Origin of the sequence: Streptomyces sp. NPDC002044, assembly GCF_040296725.1 — a bacterium.
GTDB classification, from domain to species: Bacteria; Actinomycetota; Actinomycetes; order Streptomycetales; family Streptomycetaceae; genus Streptomyces; species Streptomyces antarcticus.
Map to the genome: position 1 here is coordinate 21,219 of NZ_JBEOXU010000014.1, position 19,763 is coordinate 40,981.

Here is a 19,763-nt window from a genome sequence, read left to right on the forward strand (position 1 = left end):
TCAGCCGGCCGGGGTGCTGGACTTCAGGGTGCCGTCCGGGGCGGCCAGCAGGACCGGGGTGTCCGGCCCGCCCAGGTCACGGACGGCCGCGCGGTCGGCGTCGGCGGGGGCGTCGGCCGCGCTGACCACGGCGGCGGCCTCCAGGGACCGCGCCCCGCTGGCCACGGCCATCGCGACGGCCGTCTGCAGGGCGCTGAGCTTCAGGGAGTCCAGCTCCACCGTCCCGGCGACGTAGGTGCGGCCCGTCTCGTCGCGCACCGCCGCCCCCTCGGGCACGCCGTTGCGGGCCCGGGCGCTGCGCGCCAGCGTGATGATCTTGCTGTCCTCGGGGTCGATCCCGGTGCTGTCGGTCATGGGCGGAAGCATAGGGAGCCCGCGGACCGGGCGCCCGGGCGGGGCCGCGCCACGCACCGCCGCGGCGCGGCGCCCCACCCCGCCCGGCGACCGGGTCAGGGGCGGTCGAGCCGCAGCCGCTCCGCCTTCGGCAGGCCCGCGACCACGAGGTCGTACGAGTCCTCGACCAGCTCCCGCACCAGGGCGTCCGGCAGCCCGCCCGGCCCGCCCACCGTCACGGTGTTCCAGTGCCGCTTGTTCATGTGGTAGCCGGGCACGATCGCCTCGTGCTCCTCGCGCAGCCGCACCGCGAGCTCGGGCTCGCACTTGAGGTTGACCTTCAGCGGCTCGCCGTCCAGCGCGGAGAGCGCGAACACCTTGCCCAGCACCTTGAACACCGAGGTTTCCGGGGTGAAGGGGAACTCCTCCACCGCCGCGTTGAAACCGAGGCAGAGGGCACGCAGCCGTTCCGGGGTCATTCGCCCTCCTCGCCCTCGGCCGCCGCCGGGGCGACCGGTTCGACCAGCACGGTCACGATCTTGTTCCGGCGGCCGGCCGGGGACTCGGCCGTCAGCCGCAGCGGACGCCCGTCCGGCAGCTCCACCAGCGCCGAGGCGCCCGCGATCGGCACCCGGCCGAGCGCCTTGGCGAGCAGCCCGCCGACCGTCTCCACGTCCTCGTCGTCGAAGGCCTCGACCTTGAACAGCTCGCCGAGGTCGGTGATGTCCAGACGCGCCGTGACGCGGTAGCTGTCCTCGCCCAGGTCCTCGACCGGCGGGATCTCGCGGTCGTACTCGTCGGTGATCTCGCCGACGATCTCCTCGAGGATGTCCTCGATGGTGACGATGCCGGCGGTGCCGCCGTACTCGTCGATGACGACGGCCACGTGGTTGCGCACCGACTGCATCTCGCGGAGCAGGTCGCCCGCGTTCTTCGTGTCGGGCACGAAGAGGGCGGGCCGCATCACCGTGGACACGAGGTCGGACTCCGCCTCCCGGCTGACGTGCGTCTTGCGGACGAGGTCCTTCAGGTACACGATCCCGACGATGTCGTCCTCGTTCTCCCCGGTGACCGGTATGCGCGAGAAGCCCGACCGCAGCGCGAGCGTGGTCGCCTGACGGATCGTCTTGTACCGCTCGATGCAGATCAGGTCGGTGCGCGGCACCATCACCTCGCGCACCAGGGTGTCGCCGAGCTCGAAGACCTGGTGCACCATCCGGCGCTCGTCGTCCTCGATCAGCGACTCCTTCTCCGCCAGGTCCACCATCGCCCGCAGCTCGGCCTCGGAGGCGAACGGCCCCTTGCGGAAGCCCTTCCCGGGCGTGAGCGCGTTGCCGATGAGGATGAGCAGCTGCGGGATCGGACCCATGATCCGCGCGAGCGGCACGAGCACGTACGCCGCCGCCGTCGCGGTGTTCAGCGGGTGCTGGCGGCCGATCGTACGGGGCGAGACGCCGACGGCGACGTACGAGACCAGCACCATCACGGCGATGGCCACGAACAGCGCGGTCCAGTTCTCCCCGAACTCGTCGAGGCAGACGTACGTGACGAGCACGCCCGCAGCCATCTCGCAGGTGACGCGGACCAGCAGCGCCACGTTGACGTAGCGGGTGGGGTCGGCGGAGACCTGGGCGAGCTTCGCGCTGCCGCGTCGGCCCTCGCGTACGGCCTGGTCGGCTCGGAAGCTGGAGATCCGGGCGATCCCGGACTCGGCGCACGCCGCGAACCAGGCCACGACCACCAGGAGGACCGCGCCGGTGATGAGCTGGGCGGCGTTCACGAGACGGTCGGGGCCGGCGACGGACCGGTCACTCCGCGCTCACCGCGCCAGCCGTCGACGATGGCCGCCTGGAGGCCGAACATCTCGGCCTTCTCGTCCGGCTCCTCGTGGTCGTACCCGAGCAGGTGCAGCACCCCGTGGACGGTCAGGAGCTGGAGCTCCTCGTCCATGGAGTGCTGCGTCGGGGCGTCCTCGCCCTGCTTCTTGGCGACCTCGGGGCAGAGCACGATGTCACCGAGGAGCCCCTGCGGGGGCTCCTCGTCGTCCTTCGTCGGCGGACGGAGCTCGTCCATCGGGAAGGACATGACGTCGGTGGGTCCGGGCAGGTCCATCCACTGGATGTGGAGCTGCTCCATCGCCCCCTCGTCGATCACGATGACGGAGAGCTCGGAGAGCGGGTGGATCCGCATCCGGGTGAGCGCGTAGCGGGCGATGTCGAGGATCGCCCGCTCGTCGACCTCGGTTCCGGACTCGTTGTTGACGTCGATCGACATGGTGCGCTGGGTTCTACTTCCGCTGATGGCCGTCCGGGGCCGGCCGGGTCTCGTCGTACTGCTCGTACGCGTCGACGATACGGCCGACCAGCTTGTGCCGGACGACATCCTCGGAGGTGAGCCTCGAGAAGTGGATGTCGGGCACGCCCTCCAGGATGTCCTGCACCTGCCGCAGCCCGCTCTTGGCCCCGCCGGGGAGGTCGACCTGCGTCACGTCACCGGTGACGACGATCTTCGATTCGAAGCCGAGGCGGGTCAGGAACATCTTCATCTGCTCGGTGGTGGTGTTCTGTGCCTCGTCGAGGACGACGAACGCCTCATTGAGGGTGTTGTGCGTCAGCAGGTAGTCCTGCGTGACGTAGAGCGAGTCCTCAGCCGCCACTTGGATGCACACGGCCTCCTCGCGACCCGCGGGCTCGATGGAGTCGATGAACCGCATCGGGCGCCCGCCACCTCCGGCCGCGTGGTACGCATCGCGCTTGCGGGTGAGGCGGAAGGGCTCGATGCCCTCGGGGAGCCGGATGTCGACGACGTGCGCGTCGTATCGATGGGGGGCGAGAGCAGTGCCCTGAACCCGGCCCTCCGCCCTGCGACGCCGGGTGTACGCCACACCGCCGAGTGACTGCACGAGGGCGATCACGTCGTCGCGCAGGACGATCGACGCCGTGGAGTACTGGATCCGGCAGGAACGGTCCCGCCGGGTGACGGGTCCACCGTCGGAGTCGAGCAGGCCCTGAAGTACGGCGAGACGGATCTCGGCCGCGTTGAACATGTACTCGTCCGGCACGAACCTGGAGTGCGACCGGCTGCCGAGGAGGTCCGGCTCGCGCATGACCCGCGTGACCGGATTCGCCAGGGTGACCCTGTCACCGGGCGCTTTCACAGGGTTCAGGACGTAGTCGGGACCGCCCCTGTGCCGCGCGGCACCACCGGGAAGCGCCGCCACCAGGGCGCTGACGAGTTCCTCGTCCTCGGTGGAGAACGACGGCGTCGTGGAGCCGGTGATGCACCCGTCGCCCAGAAGGAGCCCCAGCGCGTAGGGGTCCATGGGAACCTCGCGCTCCGGAAGCGCGACCGGTGCGGTCAGCAGCGGCAGCTCGTATCTCCGGGCGTGCGCCGCCCTCAGCTTGCCGATCATCTCCTGGGTCTCCAGGACCCGCCACGGCTTGTCCCGACGCTGGTCGTCCCGCGTCCTGACCGTCCACAGGTGCTCGCCGCAGCACAGGGTCCAGGAGCCGTCCTGGGCCGTGACGCGGTAGATGTCCCGCTCGCCCTGCGGGTAGACGCCGAGGACCGGGGTCGGTTCACCGTTCGAACCAACCACGAGGTCGCCCACCTCGAGATCACCGATCGGGCGCCAGCCGTCCGGCGTCAGCACCTTCGTGAAGACCGGCTGGGCGCGACCCCTCATATAGGCCAGGGGCGCCACCTCGATCGTGCCCGCGGCCATCAGGCGCGGGATCGAGTCGGGGTCGATCATGTCGTGCAGCGCGTCGTAGAGCGGGCGCAGGTACGGGTCGATCTTGTCGAAGAGGGTGCCCGGCAGGAAGCCGAGCCGCTCCCCGGCCTCGACGGCGGGCCGGGTCAGGATGATCCGGCTGACCTGCTTGGACTGGAGCGCCTGGACGGCCTTGGCCATCGCGAGGTAGGTCTTTCCGGTACCGGCGGGGCCGATGCCGAAGACGATCGTGTTCTTGTCGATCGCGTCGACGTACCGCTTCTGGTTGAGGGTCTTGGGGCGGATGGTGCGGCCGCGACTGGAGAGGATGTTCTGGGTGAGGACCTCGGCGGGCGTCTCCTCGGAGCCGCCCTTGCCGTTGGTGCTCGCCTTGAGCATGCCGATCGAGCGTTCCACTGCGTCCTCCGTCATCGGCTGCCCGGTGCGGAGCACCAGCATCATCTCGTCGAACAGGCGCTGGATCAGGGCGACTTCCGCCGCGTCGCCGATCGCGCTGACCTGGTTGCCCCGCACGTGGATGTCGGCCTTCGGGAAGGCCCTCTCGATCACGCGCAACAGGACGTCTCCCGAACCGAGCACCGTGACCATCGGGTGCGTCGCGGGAACGGTGAAGTGGGCGCGCGCCTGGCCCGGCGCCGGGGTGTGGGATGTCGGTGTCTGAGTCATGGGCCGGCACTGTGGCCTGCACATACCTCCCGCTGGGGGGCCGCGCCGATCGACGGCCTCGGACTACCAAGCCTACGTCTCCGGCCCGCCTTCCCCGAGGGGTTTTACGCCCGCCGGGGCCGCCGGAACCGGGCGCACCCCCGCGGTCCCGGCTCCGGGGCCGGGAGCGGCGGCCGGCCGGGCCTCCCGCGGGCGAGCCCCGCCGGCCGGAGGGGACCTCGGCGGCACGGCCTACGCGGAGTGCCGGAAGCCGATCGTCGGCACCGCGCGGCGCCGCGCCGCCGGGGTCGAGCCCGGCGGCATCAGCTCGTCCAGGAACGCGTACCGGCCGCGCAGCCCGTCCGGCGCGGCGTGCCACCAGTGGGCGACCTCCGGCCAGCCGGGGGCCGACAGGGAGCCGCCGAACTCCTGGACCGACAGCGCCGCCGTCAGCCCGGCGAAGGCCAGCCGGTCCGCCAGCGGCCAGCCCGCCAGGGTCCCGGTGACGAAGCCCGCCACGTACACGTCCCCGGCTCCCGTCGGGTCCAGCGCCTCGACCGCGATCCCCGGGACCTGGGCGGTCTCCCCGGTGCGGCCGTCCACGGCGTACGAGCCCTCCGCGCCCATCGTCACCACCGCGATCGGCACCTTCTCGGCGAGCGCCCGGGCCGCCGCCCGCGGGCAGTCGGTCCGCGTGTAGCGCATCGCCTCGCCCGCGTTCGGCAGGAAGGCTTCGCAGTGCTCCAGGTCGGCCAGTGCCCCCAGGTCCCAGCGGCCGCTCTCGTCCCAGCCCACGTCCGCGAAGACCCGCGAGCCGCGCCGCGCGGCCTCGCCGATCCATCCCTCGCCGTGGCCCGGTCCCAGCGAGGCCACGGCCGCGCGGGCCCTCGGCGGGCACTGGGGGAAGGGGCCGGGGCCGGCCGGCGGCGGGGCCTCGTGGCCGTGCGAGACCATCGTGCGCTCGCCCTCGTAGGCCATCGAGACCGTGACCGGGCTGTGCCAGCCGGGGACGGTCCGGGACATCGACAGGTCGATGGCCTCGCCCTGTTCGAGCGCGTCCCAGCAGTACTCGCCGTAGTGGTCGTCCCCGAACGCCGCGGCCAGCGAGGTGCGCAGGCCGAGCCGGGCGAGGGCGGTCGCCATGTTGGCGACGCCGCCGGGGCTGGAACCCATGCCGCGCGCCCAGGACTCCGTACCGCGCACCGGGGCCGAGTCGAGGCCGGTGAAGATGATGTCGAGGAAGACGGTTCCGGTCAGGAAGACGTCGCAGCCGGGTTCCTCGGGGTCGCGCACCGGACCGAGCGGATCCACGGCGGCTGAGAGGCTGTCGAAGCTGTCCCGACTGGTCACGGTGTGCTCCCCGTTGTTCTGGAAGGGTCGTTTCTGCGTGCGGGCGTTCAGTGGAAAGCTGCCAGCCCTGCCCGTGCCGGACAGCAGCAAAACCCAGTGTGGCGCAGATCACCACAGGAAGGCTCTTCTCCTCAACTCCGGCCCCTTGATAGACAGGGGCCCCGCTCACTCTGCGGCGCCTCCCACGCACCTCCCGGCACACCCGTGCAGCACCGCGCCTCCGCGCCCTCCGCCGTCTGGCCCCTCGTGGCCCACGGGCCGCGCCCGGCCGCCCGGACCGGGCTGCTGCTCGCGGTGGCCGGCAGGCCGGGCTGTCGGAGGTCACCCTCGGCGTGGCCTTCGCCGTGGCGCTGGGCGCGGGCCCGCTCGGGCTGACGGCGGCGGTCCTGGCGGCCGGTGTGGGTGCTCCGTCGGGCGCGGCGGCGCGGGTGGGCGCCGCGGAGCTGGGGGCCGGGGCGTGGAGCGCGACGCTTCGCCAGGGCTAAGGCGCCCGCTTGGGGACCGGTACGCGGATCAGGTCCGCCGCCACCGTCAGCTCCCCCTCGAACCCCGCGGCCCGGGCCTGCCGTTCGAACTCCGAGGGGTCCGGGTACCGCTGCGAGAAGTGCGTCAGCACCAGGTGCCGTACGCCCGCCTCACGCGCCACACCGGCCGCCTGGCCCGCGGTGAGGTGGCCGTGGTCGACCGCCAGCCGGACGTCCTCGTCGAGGAAGGTCGACTCGATCACCAGCATGTCGCAGCCGTCGGCGAGCTCCGTCACCCCGTCGCACAGCCTGGTGTCCATGACGAAGGCGAACCGCTGCCCGGGCCTGGCCTCGCTGACCTCGTCCAGGGTGACCTCGCCGAGGCGCCCGTCCCGCTGGATCCGGCCCACGTCGGGCCCCTTGACGCCGTGCCGCGCGAGCAGCTCCGGCACCATGCGGCGCCCGTCCGGCTCGGTCAGCCGGTACCCGAAGGACTCCACCGGGTGCGAGAGCAGCCGTGCCTCCAGGGTGTACGGGGCCTCACCCGTCAGGACCCCGTCCCGTGCCACCGGCTCCTCGCGCAGGTCCACCGTCTCCCGGTAGGCCGTCGCGTACCGCAGCCGGTCGAAGAACTTCTGCCCCGAGGCCGGGTAGTGCGCGGTGACCGGGTGCGGGACCCGGTCCAGGTTGATGCGCTGGATCACCCCGGCCAGCCCGAGGCTGTGGTCGCCGTGGAAGTGCGTGACGCAGATCCGGTGGATGTCGTGCGCGGCGACCCCGGCGCGGAGCATCTGGCGCTGGGTGCCCTCGCCCGGGTCGAAGAGGATGCCCTCGCCGTCCCAGCGCAGCAGGTAGCCGTTGTGGTTGCGGTGGCGGGTGGGCACCTGGCTGGCGGTGCCCAGCACCACGAACTCTCGTGCGGACACGGTCTATCCGGGGGGCCACTCGAGGCCGCGCCCGCCGAGGACGTGCGCGTGCGCGTGGAAGACGGTCTGGCCGGCGCCGGCGCCGGTGTTGAAGACGATCCGGTAGCCCTGGCCGTCGACCTTCTCGTCCGCCGCCACCTGCCCGGCCTCGCGCAGCAGGTCGGCGGCGATGCCCGGCTCGGCGGCGGCGAGCGAGGCGGCGTCCGGGTAGTGGACCTTGGGAATGACGAGCACGTGCGTGGGCGCCTTCGGGCTGATGTCCCGGAAGGCGATGGTCGTCTCGGTCTCCCGGACGACGGTCGCCGGGATGTCCCCCGTGGCGATCTTGCAGAACAGGCAGTCGGCCTGCGGTTCCCCGGCCATTGGTACGCCTTCCGTGACGGTGATCGGTCCGGGCATCGTATCCAGCCCGGCCCCGGTCACGCCGGGCGCCCGTTCAGGGCCGGCGCCCCGGCGCCACCGGCCCGTTCAGGACCAGCGCCCCGTCCGCGCCAGCAGCACCGCGGTCGCGGCGGTGCCCGCCGTGGAGGTGCGCAGGACCGAGCGGCCCAGCCGGTACGGGTGGGCTCCGACGGCGGCGAACGCCGCCAGCTCGTCCGGGGAGACCCCGCCCTCCGGGCCGACCACCAGGACGACGGAGCCCGCCGCGGGCAGGGCCGCCGAGGCCAGGGCCTGCGAGGGGGTGTCGCGGTCCTCGTGGAGGACCATCGCCAGGTCGGCGCCGGCCAGCAGGGCGGCGACCTGCTTGGTGGACAGGGCCTCGGCCACCTCCGGGAAGCGGACGCGGCGGGACTGCTTGCCCGCCTCCCGCGCCGTGGACCGCCACTTGGCCAGGGACTTGGCGCCGCGGTCGCCGCGCCACTGGGTGACGCAGCGCGAGGACTGCCACGGCACGATCGCGTCGACGCCGGTCTCGGTCATGGTCTCGACGGCCAGCTCGCCCCGGTCCCCCTTGGGGAGCGCCTGGACCACGGTGATCCGTACGGCCGGTTCGGGTTCCTCGAAGACCCCGGAGACCGCCACGACGAGCCGGTCCTTGCCCTCCGCGGCCTTGACCGCGCCCTGCGCCCAGCGGCCGCGGCCGTCCGTGAGGACCACCTCCTCGCCCGGGTTGAGCCGCTTCACGGACACCGCGTGCCGGCCCTCGGGGCCGTCCAGGACGAACTCCGTCCCCGCGGGGACCTCTTCGACCACGAACACCGGGGCCGTCATGACACGCTCCTCATCTGCCTTGCCTTCAACGTGTTCTGTGCTTCGGCCAGTTCGGCGGCGAGCACCTCCACCAGCTGCCCGGCCGGCAGCGTCCGCGCCAGCCGGTGCCCCTGGCCGGCCCACAGGGCCATGCCCTGCGGATCGCCGGCCGCGGCGGCCGCCTTGCGCAGCCCCGAGGTCAGGTGGTGGACCTGCGGGTAGGCGGCCGGGGCATACGGTCCGTGCTCGCGCATGAAGCGGTTGACCAACCCCCTCGCCGGCCGCCCGGAGAAGGCGCGGGTCAGTTCGGTCCGTACGAAGAGCGGGTCCGTCAGCGCCTTCTTGTGCAGCGGATGCGCCCCCGACTCGGGGCAGGCGAGGAAGGCCGTCCCGAGCTGGGCCGACTCGGCTCCCGCCGCGAGCAGCGCCGCGACCTGCGAGCCCCGCATCAGGCCGCCCGACGCGATGATCGGGAGGGCCACGGATTCCCGTACCTGCGCCACCAGCGCGAGCAGTCCGACGGCCGCGGTGCCGTCGGCCTGCGGGTCGTCGCGGTGGGTGCCCTGGTGGCCGCCGGCTTCCACGCCCTGGACGCAGACCGCGTCGGCGCCCACCTCCTGAGCGCCGCGGGCCTCCTCGACCGAGGTCACGGTGACGACGGTGTACGTGCCGGCCTTGCGCAGCGCGGTGAGCGCCGCGCCGGAGGGCCGGCCGAAGGTGAAGGAGACGACGGGGACCGGGTCCTCCAGGAGGATGGCGAGCTTGGCGTCGTAGCCGTCGTCGGAGGTGCCCATGATGTCCTCGGCGGCGAGGGAGATGCCGTACCAGTTGGCCTCGCCGGCCAGCTGGCCCCGGTACGCCTCGACGGCGGCCGGGTCCACGTGGCCGGTCTGCGGCAGGAAGAGGTTGACGCCGAACGGGCGCCGGGTGAGGGCGCGCAGCTGCTTGATCTCCTGGTACATGCCGTCGGCGGTCTTGTACCCGCCGGCCAGAAAGCCCAGTCCGCCCGCTTCGCACACGGCTGCGGCGAGCGGAGGGCACGAGGCGCCGCCCGCCATGGGAGCCTGCACGATCGGGTACGGAGAAAGACCGTTCGGTGCGGTGGACATGGACTGCATCGTGCCATGTCCCGCTCATCGCACCGAATCACGGCTTTCGCCTGGCATAGTCCGCATCCGGCCCGGGAGCGCCCTGTACGGGCAGGATGCGCGGAGCCCGGCCGGGGTGTTCCCGGGCCGGGCTCGTACGCGTGCCCGCGGGCCGTTCAGCGGCCGTTGAAGGCGTCCTTCAGGCGGCTGAACAGGCCCTGCTGACCCGGCGCGAACTGGCCCGTGGGCCGCTCCTCGCCGCGCAGCTTCGCCAGCTGGCGCAGCAGTTCCTCCTGCTGGGCGTCCAGCTTGTTCGGAGTGGTGACCTCGACGTGCACGATGAGGTCGCCGCGCCCGCCGCCGCGCAGGTGCGTGACGCCGCGCCCGTGCAGCGGGATCGCCTGCCCGGACTGGGTGCCGGGCCGGATGTCGATCTCCTCCAGGCCGTCCAGCGTCTCCAGCGGGCACTTCGTGCCCAGGGAGGCCGCCGTCATCGGGATGGTGACCGTGCAGTGCAGGTCGTCCCCGCGGCGCTGGAACGTCGAGTGCGGCAGTTCGTGGATCTCCACGTACAGGTCGCCGGCGGGGCCGCCGCCGGGGCCGACCTCGCCCTCGCCCGCGAGCTGGATGCGGGTGCCGTTCTCGACGCCCGCCGGGATCTTGACCGTGAGGCTGCGGCGGGACCGGACCCGGCCGTCGCCCGCGCACTCGGGGCACGGGGTCGGGACGACGGTGCCGAAGCCCTGGCACTGCGGGCAGGGGCGCGAGGTCATGACCTGGCCCAGGAAGGACCGGGTGACCTGCGAGACCTCACCGCGGCCGCGGCACATGTCACACGTCTGCGCCGAGGTGCCGGGGGCGGCGCCCTCACCGGAGCAGGTCGTGCAGACGACGGCCGTGTCGACCTGGATGTCCTTGGTGGTCCCGAAGGCCGCCTCGTCCAGTTCCAGGTCGAGACGGATCATGGCGTCCTGGCCGCGGCGGGTCCGCGAGCGCGGGCCGCGCTGCTGACTCTGGCCGAAGAAGGCGTCCATGATGTCGGAGAAGTTGCCGAAGCCACCCGCACCGAATCCGCCCGCGCCGCCGCCCGAGGAGGACAGCGGGTCACCGCCGAGGTCGTAGACCTGCTTCTTCTGCGGGTCCGAGAGCACCTCGTACGCCGCGTTGATCTCCTTGAAACGCTCTTGCGTCTTGGGATCGGGGTTCACATCCGGGTGCAGCTCGCGCGCAAGCCGCCGGAATGCCTTCTTGATCTCGTCCTGGGAAGCGTCGCGGCGCACGCCGAGAACGGCGTAGTAGTCCGTGGCCACTTACGACTCCGCCAGGATCTGTCCGACGTAACGTGCCACTGCGCGTACCGCTCCCATCGTTCCGGGGTAATCCATGCGGGTCGGTCCGACCACGCCGAGTTTGGCGACGGATTCGCCGCCCGAACCGTAACCGACCGAGACGACCGACGTGGAGTTCAGCCCCTCGTAGGCGTTCTCGTGCCCGATCCGTACGGCCATTCCCGACTCACTGGCCTCGCCCAGCAGCTTGAGGAGCACGACCTGCTCCTCCAGCGCTTCGAGCACCGGCCTGATCGTCAGGGGAAAATCGTGTCCGAAGCGGGTGAGATTGGCGGTTCCGCCGATCATCAGCCGTTCCTCGGCTTCCTCGACCAGGGTTTCGAGGAGCGTCGCGAGCACGGTGGAGACCGTGGCGCGGTCGTCGGCCTCGAACGACTCGGGGAGGTCCTGGACGAGCGGGGGCACATCGGTGAAGCGGCGGCCGACGACCCGGCTGTTGAGCCGGGCCCGCAGGTCCGCGAGCGAGGTCTCCCCGAAGGGGGTCTGGCAGTCGATGAGCCGCTGCTCGACGCGCCCGGTGTCCGTGATCAGTACGAGCATCAGCCGGGCCGGGGCCAGCGACAGCAGCTCGACGTGACGCACGGTGGAACGCGTCAGCGAGGGGTACTGGACGACGGCGACCTGCCGGGTGAGCTGCGCGAGCAGCCGCACCGTACGGCCGACGACGTCGTCGAGGTCCACCGCGCCGTCGAGGAAGTTCTGGATGGCCCGGCGCTCGGGCGTCGACAGGGGTTTGACCCCCGCCAGCCGGTCGACGAAGAGCCGGTAGCCCTTGTCGGTGGGGATGCGGCCGGCGCTGGTGTGGGGCTGGGCGATGTAGCCCTCGTCCTCCAGCACGGCCATGTCGTTGCGCACGGTGGCGGGTGAGACGCCGAGCCGGTGCCGCTCGGTCAGCGCCTTGGAGCCGACCGGCTCCTCGGTCCCGACGTAGTCCTGGACGATGGCGCGCAGCACTTCGAGCCTGCGTTCACTGAGCATCGCGCACACCTCCAGCTGTGGTCCGTCGCCGTGTTCCGCCGGCGTTCGTTGGCATTCCGTTTGGCACTCTGGTCGTTCGAGTGCCAGAGATCCCCCGCCCAGTGTACGGCCGGGTAGTAAGACCCTGGCAAGGGTGGCCCGTCAGGGTAGCGTCGCCGCATGGACGTGGGATGGGAAGAGGCGGGCTGGGAACGGCTGACCGGACGGGCCGGACGGCGGCGTCTTCCGGTGTGGGACTGCACCGTGGGACTGGTGGTGGGGGACGAGTCGGTGCTCCTGATCGACCCCGGTTCGTGCCTGCGGGAGGGCGCGGAGATCCGTGCCGGGGCCGAGCGGCTGACGGGCCGCCGCGTGACCCATATCGCATTCACGCACGGGCATTTCGATCACGTTCTGGGCGCGGCGGCGTTCTCCGGGGCCGAGGTGTACGCCGCGGTCGGGCTGGACTCCGTCCTGGACGCCGGGCGGGAGACGCTGCGGCGGTCCGCGGTGCGGCACGGGTTGGCCTCGCCGGAGGCGGCGCAGGCCGTCGAGCTGCTGGTGCTCCCCCGGCACACGGTGTCGGGCGAGTGGACGCTGGAGCTGGGCGGGGTGCGGGTGCTGCTGGCCAACGTGGGGCCGGGGCACACCGGGCACGACCTGGCGGTGTTCGTCCCGGGCGAGCGCGAGACGGTCTTCTGCGGGGACCTGGTGGAGGAGTCGGGCGAGCCGCAGGCGGGCGACGACGCGGTGCCGGCCCGCTGGCCGGACGCCCTGGACCGGCTGCTGGCCCTGGGCGGTGACGACGCGCTGTACGTGCCGGGTCACGGAGCGGTGGTCGACGCGGCCTTCGTCCGTGCGCAACGCGCCACACTGGCCGCGCGTTTCGGCGTGTCGGAGGCGTGATCGCCGCGCCTCTCCTAGTGTCGGCCGGATGCGCGAGTACTCCCCCGACCTGACCCCGCAGTGGAAGCGCCCCAAGGCCGTGCCCGAGGTGGCGGCGGAGCCCGACCTGGTGGTCGAGGCCGCCGGTACGGACTTCTGCGGCGCGGTGGTGGGCTGCGAGGCGGGCACGGTGACCCTGGAGGACCGGTTCGGCAAGCGGCGGGTGTTCCCGATGGAACCCGCCGCGTTCCTGCTGGACGGCGCGGTGGTCACCCTGGTCCGCCCGCCGCGCGGCCCGGTGGCGCCGTCCCGTACGGCGTCGGGGTCGATCGCCGTCCCGGGGGCGCGGGCGCGGGTGGCGCGGGCCGGCCGGATCTACGTCGAGGGCCGGCACGACGCGGAGCTGGTGGAGCGGGTCTGGGGCGACGACCTGCGGATCGAGGGCGTGGTGGTGGAGTACCTGGAGGGGATCGACGACCTCCCGGCGATCGTGGCGGAGTTCGGGCCGGGCCCGGACGCCCGGCTCGGCATCCTCGTGGACCACCTGGTGCCGGGGTCGAAGGAGTCCCGCATCGCGGCCGCGGTGACCTCGCCGGACGTGCTGATCGCGGGCCACCCGTACGTGGACGTCTGGCAGGCGGTGAAGCCATCCGCGCTGGGCATCGCCGCGTGGCCGGTGGTGCCGCGCGGGCAGGACTGGAAGACGGGCGTCTGCCGGGCCCTGGGCTGGCCGGAGAACACCGGGGCCGCCTGGCAGCACATCCTGTCGCGGGTGACCTCGTACAAGGACCTGGAGCCGACGCTGCTGGGCCGCGTCGAGGAGCTGATCGACTTCGTGACGGCCCCCTGAGGCCCAGCGCCGCCCGCTTCTCCCGCCGTCCGCCCGTCCTGCCGCCGTCTGCCCGTCACCCGTCACGGCGCCCCTCACCCCGTACGGCGGGCGTCAGTCCACCAGGTCCCGGACCACCGCGTCGGCCAGCAGCCGTCCCCGCAGGGTCAGCACGGCCCGCCCGGCCGCGTACGGGCCCGGTTCCAGGAGTCCGTCCGCGAGGGCCTTCCCGGCCGCCGCGAGCCCCGCCGGGGCCAGCAGCGTCAGCGGGCAGCCGTCCTGCAGCCGCAGCTCCAGCAGGATGCGCTCGACCCGCCGGTCCTCCGGCGACAGCAGCTCGCGCCCGGCGCCCGGGGACCTGCCGCCCGCCAGTGCGGCGGCGTAGGCGCCGGGGTGCTTCACGTTCCACCAGCGGACGCCGCCGACGTGCGAGTGCGCGCCGGGGCCCGCGCCCCACCAGTCGGCTCCGCGCCAGTACAGCTCATTGTGCAGACAGCGGCCGGCTTCGGTGGTGGCCCAGTTCGACACCTCGTACCAGTGGTACCCGGCCCGCGTCATGACCTCGTCGGCGATCAGGTAGCGGTCGGCGTGCACGTCGTCGTCCGTCATCGGAACCTCGCCGCGGCGGATGCGGCGGGCGAGCTGCGTGCCCTCCTCGACGATGAGGGCGTACGCGCTGATGTGGTCCGGCCCGGCGCCGAGCGCGGCGGCCAGGGTGGCCCGCCAGTCCTCGTCCGACTCCCCCGGCGTGCCGTAGATCAGGTCGAGGTTGACGTGCTCGAAGCCCGCCGCCCGCGCCTCCGCGACGCACGCCTCGGGCCGCCCGGGCGTGTGGGTGCGGTCGAGGACCTTCAGGACGTGCTGCCGGGCGCTCTGCATGCCGAAGGAGACCCGGTTGAAGCCGCCGGCGCGCAGCTCGGCCAGGTACTCCGGGTTCACGGAGTCCGGATTGGCCTCGGTGGTGACCTCGGCGTCCTCGGCCAGGCCGAACTCGTCCCGGATCGCCGCGAGCATCCGTACGAGGTCCCGGGCCGGGAGCAGCGTGGGCGTGCCGCCGCCGACGAAGACGGTGCGGACGGCGCGGGGGTCGTCGCCGAGCACCTTGCGGGCGAGGCGGACCTCGTCGATCAGGGTGTCGGCGTAGTACTCCCGGGAGGCGAGGACGCCGCCGGTGCCGCGCAGCTCGGTGGCCGTGTAGGTGTTGAAGTCGCAGTACCCGCAGCGCGTGGCGCAGTACGGGACGTGCAGGTAGAAGCCGAGCGGCCGCTCGCCGGCGCCCGCCAGGGCGTGCGACGGCAGCGAGCCGTCTTCGGGCATGGGTTCACCGTCGGGCAGTGCGGAAGGCATGCGCCCATTGTCCCGCACCCGGCGCGCCTCCCGGGAACGGCGGGCGCGGCGGGGCGGGCCGATGCCCCGCCCCGCCGGTCCCGCGGCGGGTGCTACGCCTCGCGGGAGCCCTCGTACATCTCCTCGATCAGGTGCTTGAACTCACGCTCGACCACGGGCCGCTTCAGCTTCAGGCTCGGCGTGAGGTCGCCGTGCTCGACGTCCAGGTCCCGGGGCAGCAGCCGGAACTTCTTGACCGTCTGCCAGCGCTGGAGCCCCTCGTTGAGGGTCTGTACGTACGTCTCGATCAGCCGCGTCGTCTCCGGGGCGGCCACGACCTGCGCGTACGTCTTGCCTTCCAGCCCGTTCTCGGCGGCCCAGCCCAGGATGGCGGGTCCGTCGAGCGCGATGAGCGCCGAGCAGAAGTTCCGGTCCGCGCCGTGCACCACGATGCTCGACACGTACGGGCAGATCGCCTTGAACTGGCCCTCGACCTCGGCCGGGGCGACGTACTTGCCGCCCGAGGTCTTGATCAGGTCCTTCTTGCGGTCGGTGATCCGCAGGTAGCCGTCGGCCGACAGCTCGCCGATGTCCCCGGTGTGCAGCCAGCCGTCCGCCTCCAGCACCTCGGCGGTCTTCTCCGGGAGCCCGTGGTAGCCCTCCATGATGCCGGGGCCGCGCAGCAGGATCTCGCCGTCGTCGGCGATGCGGACCTCGGTGCCGGGGAGCGGCTTGCCGACGGTGCCGGTGCGGTATGCCTCGCCCGGGTTCACGAAGGAGGCGGCGCTGGACTCCGTGAGGCCGTAGCCCTCCAGGATGTGGATGCCCGCGCCGGCGAAGAAGTAGCCGATGTCGGGCGCCAGGGCCGCGGACCCGGAGACGGCGGCGCGCAGGTTGCCGCCGAAGGCTTCGCGGAGCTTGGAGTAGACGAGCGCGTCGGCGATCTTGTGTTTGGTGGTGAGGCCGAAGGGCGCGGTGGCGTTGCCGGTGCGCCGGAAGTTGTCCTGCGTGACCTTCGCGTACTCGCGGGCGACGCCGACCGCCCACTGGAAGATCTTGTACTTGGCCCCGCCGGCCGCCCGCGCCTTGGCGGCGACCCCGTTGTAGACCTTCTCGAAGATGCGCGGGACGGCCGCCATGTAGGTCGGCTGCACGATCGGCAGGTTCTCGATGATCTTGTCGATGCGTCCGTCGACGGCGGTGACGTGCCCGACCTCGATCTGGCCGGAGGTCAGGACCTTGCCGAAGACGTGGGCCAGCGGCAGCCACAGGTACTGGACGTCGTCCTTGGTGATCAGCCCGGTGGCCACGGTCGCCTTGGCCATGTACGACCAATTGTCGTGCGGCAGCCGCACGCCCTTGGGCCGGCCGGTGGTGCCGGAGGTGTAGATGAGGGTGGCGAGCTGGTCGGCGGTGATCGCCGCGATCCGCTCCTTCACCGCCCCGGGGTTCTCGGCGAGGTGCGCAGCACCGCGCTTCTCGAGGTCCGCGAGGGAGAGCACCCAGCCGTCCGGGTCCCCGTCGGCCGGGACGGCGTCGGCGGCCTCCAGGACGACGACGTGCGCCAGCCCGGGCAGGTCCGCGCGGTGCTGTCGCGCCTTGGCCAGCTGCTTGGCGTCCTCGGCGATCAGGACCCGGCTGGCCGAGTCGGCGAGGATGTACGCCGACTCCTCGGCGTTGGTGCTCGGGTACACGGTGGTGGTCGCGGCGCCCGCGCACATCACGCCGAGGTCGGCGAGGATCCATTCGACCCTGGTGTTGGAGGCGAGGGCGACACGGTCTTCCGCTTCGAGGCCGAGGGTGATCAGGCCGGCGGCGATGGAGAAGACACGCTCGGCCGCCTGGCCCCAGCTGAGCGACTTCCAGTCGTCGGGAGCGCCCTCGCCGCCGGCCGCGGGGACCGGGAACCGGTACGCCTCCGCGTCGGGCGTGGCGGCGACGCGCTCAAGGAAGAGGGCCGCCACGGTGGGCGGACGGTTCTCGATCAAGGTCTGTGTGTCGCTCACGACATCCTCCGGACCGGTCCACGCGGCAGTGCGTGGGCGTGGGGCGCTTGGGGGGCGCTTGGGACTGGCGGGTTTGAGACGCGCCGGTTAGTGACTGGCGAGTAACCATCGAGCAGTGATCAGACTAGAGGCCGCCAGGCCGGTGCGTAAGAGCCCGCGAGCGGCCGGTTCATAACGAAAGAGGCCCTCGCGCCTGAGCGTGAGGGCCTCGTTCCGTACCGGTCGCTACTTCTTCTTGCCGGAGGATTCGTCGCTGGACAGGACGGCGATGAAGGCCTCCTGCGGGACCTCCACGGAGCCGACCATCTTCATCCGCTTCTTGCCCTCCTTCTGCTTCTCCAGCAGCTTCCGCTTACGGGAGATGTCACCGCCGTAGCACTTGGCGAGGACGTCCTTGCGGATGGCGCGGATGGTCTCGCGGGCGATGACGCGGGAGCCGACGGCCGCCTGGATCGGGATCTCGAAGGCCTGCCGCGGGATGAGCTCGCGCAGCTTGGCGACCAGGCGCACGCCGTAGGCGTAGGCGGCGTCCTTGTGGCAGACGGCGGAGAACGCGTCGACCTTGTCGCCGTGCAGCAGGATGTCGACCTTGACCAGGCTGCCGGACTGCTCGCCGGTGGGCTCGTAGTCCAGGGAGGCGTAGCCGCGCGTCTTGGACTTCAGCTGGTCGAAGAAGTCGAAGACGATCTCCGCGAGCGGGAGGGTGTAGCGGATCTCGACGCGGTCCTCGGAGAGGTAGTCCATCCCGAGGAGGGTGCCGCGGCGCTGCTGGCAGAGCTCCATGATCGCGCCGATGAACTCGGAGGGCGCGAGCAGCGTGGCCCGGACGACCGGCTCGAACACGTCCGAGATCTTGCCCTCGGGGAACTCGCTCGGGTTGGTGACGGAGACTTCCTTGCCGTCTTCCAGGACGACCCGGTAGACGACGTTCGGCGCGGTGGCGATCAGGTCGAGACCGAACTCGCGCTCCAGGCGCTCGCGCACCACGTCCAGGTGGAGCAGGCCGAGGAAGCCGACGCGGAAGCCGAAGCCGAGCGCCGCCGAGGTCTCCGGCTCGTAGACCAGCGCGGCGTCGTTGAGCTGCAGCTTGTCCAGGGCCTCGCGCAGGTCCGGGTAGTCCGAGCCGTCGAGCGGGTACAGGCCCGAGAAGACCATGGGCCGCGGGTCCTTGTAGCCGCCGAGGGCCTCGGTCGCGCCGTTGTGCAGGCTGGTGATCGTGTCACCGACCTTGGACTGACGGACGTCCTTCACGCCGGTGATGATGTAGCCCACCTCGCCGACGCCGATGCCGTCGGCCGGGGTCATCTCCGGGGAGGAGACACCGATCTCCAGCAGCTCGTGGGTGGCGCCGGTGGACATCATGCGGATGCGCTCGCGCTTGTTGAGCTGGCCGTCGACCACACGCACGTAGGTGACCACGCCGCGGTACGAGTCGTAGACCGAGTCGAAGATCATCGCGCGGGCCGGGGCGTCCTTGGGGCCGACCGGGGCCGGGACCGTGGCGACGATCTTGTCGAGCAGCACGTCCACGCCGAGACCGGTCTTCGCCGAGACGCGCAGCACGTCCTCCGGCTGGCAGCCGACCAGGTTCGCGAGTTCCTCGGCGAACTTCTCCGGCTGGGCGGCCGGCAGGTCGATCTTGTTCAGGACCGGGACGATCGCGAGGTCCTTCTCCATCGCCAGGTACAGGTTGGCGAGGGTCTGGGCCTCGATGCCCTGGGCGGCGTCCACGAGGAGGACGGTGCCCTCGCACGCGGCGAGGGAGCGCGAGACCTCGTAGGTGAAGTCGACGTGCCCGGGGGTGTCGATCATGTTGAGGATGTGGGTGGTGCCCAGACCCTCGCCCGTGGTGGGGGCCCAGGGCAGCCGGACCGCCTGGGACTTGATCGTGATGCCGCGCTCACGCTCGATGTCCATGCGGTCGAGGTACTGGGCACGCATCTGCCGCTGGTCGACCACACCGGTGAGCTGGAGCATCCGGTCGGCAAGGGTCGACTTGCCGTGGTCGATGTGCGCGATGATGCAGAAGTTGCGGATCAGCGCCGGGTCGGTACGGCTCGGCTCGGGCACGTGGCTGGGGATCGCGGGCACGCAGTGTCCTGATTCTCGGGTCGCAGTCGGAAGCGTTTGCGGAGCGTCGGTCGGAGCGTGGATCCGGCTCCCGTCGCCCTCGGCGGCGGGATCTCGGATCTGTACGCAGACTCCCATGGTCCCATGGACGGGGCAGTGCGCTCGGTTTGGGCCACCCGCGGAGTGCCTGGTAGCCTGGGTAGCTGTGTCTCGTATGGCCTCTCGGCTGTCGGGACACAATCCGAAGAACAAAACTCTGAACCTGAAAAGGCTCTTTCGTGGCGAACATCAAGTCCCAGATCAAGCGGAACAAGACGAACGAGAAGGCGCGCCTGCGCAACAAGGCCGTCAAGTCTTCGCTCAAGACCGCGATCCGCAAGGCCCGCGAGGCCGTCGTCGCCGGTGACGCCGAGAAGGCCACCGTGGCTTCTCGCGCCGCCGCGCGTGCGCTCGACAAGGCTGTCTCGAAGGGCGTCATCCACAAGAACGCCGCCGCCAACAAGAAGTCGGCGCTGGCTGTCAAGGTTGCCGCCCTGCAGGGCTGAGCTCTCGATGTGAATCGCCGGCAGGGACTCAGCGGACCCTCTCTTCCGCTCCCGACCGGCACACCG

General features: G+C 71.9%; 19 protein-coding genes. 4 read left to right on the top strand and 15 right to left on the bottom strand.

Annotated elements, in window-relative coordinates; genetic code table 11:
* The 6 genes from ABT106_RS06070 to ABT106_RS06095 form a co-directional block, all read right to left on the bottom strand.
* Positions 1-354 (bottom strand): cytidine deaminase-like protein, encoded by a 354-nt coding sequence (locus ABT106_RS06070; protein ID WP_351272957.1) that lies wholly within the window; start codon positions 352-354, stop codon positions 1-3.
* 95 nt (positions 355-449) lie between these two features.
* Positions 450-812 (bottom strand): MmcQ/YjbR family DNA-binding protein, encoded by a 363-nt coding sequence (locus ABT106_RS06075; RefSeq protein WP_351272959.1) that lies wholly within the window; start codon positions 810-812, stop codon positions 450-452.
* Positions 809-2,113 carry a hemolysin family protein gene (locus ABT106_RS06080; RefSeq protein WP_351272962.1) on the bottom strand — a complete coding sequence of 435 codons (1,305 nt, stop codon included), beginning with the start codon at positions 2,111-2,113 and terminating at the stop codon, positions 809-811. Before ABT106_RS06080 ends, ABT106_RS06075 begins: the two co-directional genes overlap by 4 nt.
* Positions 2,110-2,607, bottom strand: coding sequence for an rRNA maturation RNase YbeY (ybeY, locus tag ABT106_RS06085; protein WP_351272964.1), 498 nt, complete (start codon positions 2,605-2,607; stop codon positions 2,110-2,112). Before ybeY ends, ABT106_RS06080 begins: the two co-directional genes overlap by 4 nt.
* Positions 2,608-2,620: 13 nt before the next feature.
* Positions 2,621-4,732 (bottom strand): PhoH family protein, encoded by a 2,112-nt coding sequence (locus ABT106_RS06090; protein WP_351272967.1) that lies wholly within the window; start codon positions 4,730-4,732, stop codon positions 2,621-2,623.
* A 231-nt stretch (positions 4,733-4,963) separates the two neighbouring features.
* Positions 4,964-6,061 carry a carbohydrate kinase family protein gene (locus ABT106_RS06095; RefSeq protein WP_351272970.1) on the bottom strand — a complete coding sequence of 366 codons (1,098 nt, stop codon included), beginning with the start codon at positions 6,059-6,061 and terminating at the stop codon, positions 4,964-4,966.
* Positions 6,062-6,393: 332 nt separating this feature from the next.
* On the opposite strand from ABT106_RS06095, the gene ABT106_RS06100 reads away from it, so the two are divergent.
* On the top strand, positions 6,394-6,546 hold the full coding sequence (locus ABT106_RS06100; RefSeq protein WP_351272973.1) for a hypothetical protein: 153 nt from the start codon (positions 6,394-6,396) through the stop codon (positions 6,544-6,546).
* Here ABT106_RS06100 and ABT106_RS06105 read toward each other — a convergent pair.
* The 6 genes from ABT106_RS06105 to hrcA all read right to left on the bottom strand — a co-directional run bounded on the left by ABT106_RS06105 (position 6,543) and on the right by hrcA (position 12,057).
* On the bottom strand, positions 6,543-7,451 hold the full coding sequence (locus tag ABT106_RS06105; RefSeq protein WP_351272976.1) for a ribonuclease Z: 909 nt from the start codon (positions 7,449-7,451) through the stop codon (positions 6,543-6,545). The two genes, ABT106_RS06100 and ABT106_RS06105, sit on opposite strands and share 4 nt — an antisense overlap.
* A 3-nt stretch (positions 7,452-7,454) precedes the next feature.
* Positions 7,455-7,814, bottom strand: a complete 360-nt coding sequence (locus ABT106_RS06110) for a histidine triad nucleotide-binding protein (protein ID WP_351272979.1) — start codon at positions 7,812-7,814, stop codon at positions 7,455-7,457.
* A gap of 105 nt (positions 7,815-7,919) precedes the next feature.
* Positions 7,920-8,663, bottom strand: a complete 744-nt coding sequence (locus ABT106_RS06115; protein WP_351272982.1) for a 16S rRNA (uracil(1498)-N(3))-methyltransferase — start codon at positions 8,661-8,663, stop codon at positions 7,920-7,922.
* Complete coding sequence (locus tag ABT106_RS06120) at positions 8,660-9,751, bottom strand: nitronate monooxygenase (RefSeq protein ID WP_351272985.1); 1,092 nt, start codon at positions 9,749-9,751, stop codon at positions 8,660-8,662. Before ABT106_RS06120 ends, ABT106_RS06115 begins: the two co-directional genes overlap by 4 nt.
* 155 nt (positions 9,752-9,906) lie before the next feature.
* Complete coding sequence (gene dnaJ, locus ABT106_RS06125) at positions 9,907-11,040, bottom strand: molecular chaperone DnaJ (RefSeq protein ID WP_351272988.1); 1,134 nt, start codon at positions 11,038-11,040, stop codon at positions 9,907-9,909.
* The gene (gene hrcA, locus ABT106_RS06130; protein WP_351272991.1) at positions 11,041-12,057 is read right to left on the bottom strand and encodes a heat-inducible transcriptional repressor HrcA; all 1,017 of its coding nucleotides are present in this window, start codon (positions 12,055-12,057) and stop codon (positions 11,041-11,043) included.
* 159 nt (positions 12,058-12,216) lie between these two features.
* Here hrcA and ABT106_RS06135 point away from each other — a divergent pair, with 159 nt between their 5' ends.
* Positions 12,217-12,942, top strand: coding sequence for an MBL fold metallo-hydrolase (locus ABT106_RS06135; protein WP_351272994.1), 726 nt, complete (start codon positions 12,217-12,219; stop codon positions 12,940-12,942).
* A gap of 28 nt (positions 12,943-12,970) precedes the next feature.
* Positions 12,971-13,771: a DUF3097 domain-containing protein gene (locus ABT106_RS06140; protein WP_351272997.1), complete on the top strand. Its 801-nt coding sequence runs from the start codon at positions 12,971-12,973 to the stop codon at positions 13,769-13,771.
* 93 nt (positions 13,772-13,864) lie between these two features.
* Here ABT106_RS06140 and hemW read toward each other — a convergent pair whose 3' ends face one another.
* The 3 genes from hemW to lepA form a co-directional block, all read right to left on the bottom strand.
* A complete protein-coding gene (gene hemW, locus ABT106_RS06145; RefSeq protein ID WP_351273000.1) occupies positions 13,865-15,097 on the bottom strand; it encodes a radical SAM family heme chaperone HemW in 1,233 nt (410 codons plus the stop codon).
* A 92-nt stretch (positions 15,098-15,189) separates the two neighbouring features.
* Positions 15,190-17,082 (bottom strand): AMP-dependent synthetase/ligase, encoded by a 1,893-nt coding sequence (locus ABT106_RS06150; protein ID WP_351273003.1) that lies wholly within the window; start codon positions 17,080-17,082, stop codon positions 15,190-15,192.
* A gap of 225 nt (positions 17,083-17,307) precedes the next feature.
* The gene (gene lepA, locus ABT106_RS06155; protein WP_351273006.1) at positions 17,308-19,173 is read right to left on the bottom strand and encodes a translation elongation factor 4; all 1,866 of its coding nucleotides are present in this window, start codon (positions 19,171-19,173) and stop codon (positions 17,308-17,310) included.
* 257 nt (positions 19,174-19,430) lie between these two features.
* Here lepA and rpsT point away from each other — a divergent pair, with 257 nt between their 5' ends.
* The gene (gene rpsT, locus ABT106_RS06160) at positions 19,431-19,697 is read left to right on the top strand and encodes a 30S ribosomal protein S20 (RefSeq protein ID WP_267841598.1); all 267 of its coding nucleotides are present in this window, start codon (positions 19,431-19,433) and stop codon (positions 19,695-19,697) included.
* Positions 19,698-19,763: the final 66 nt, after the last annotated feature.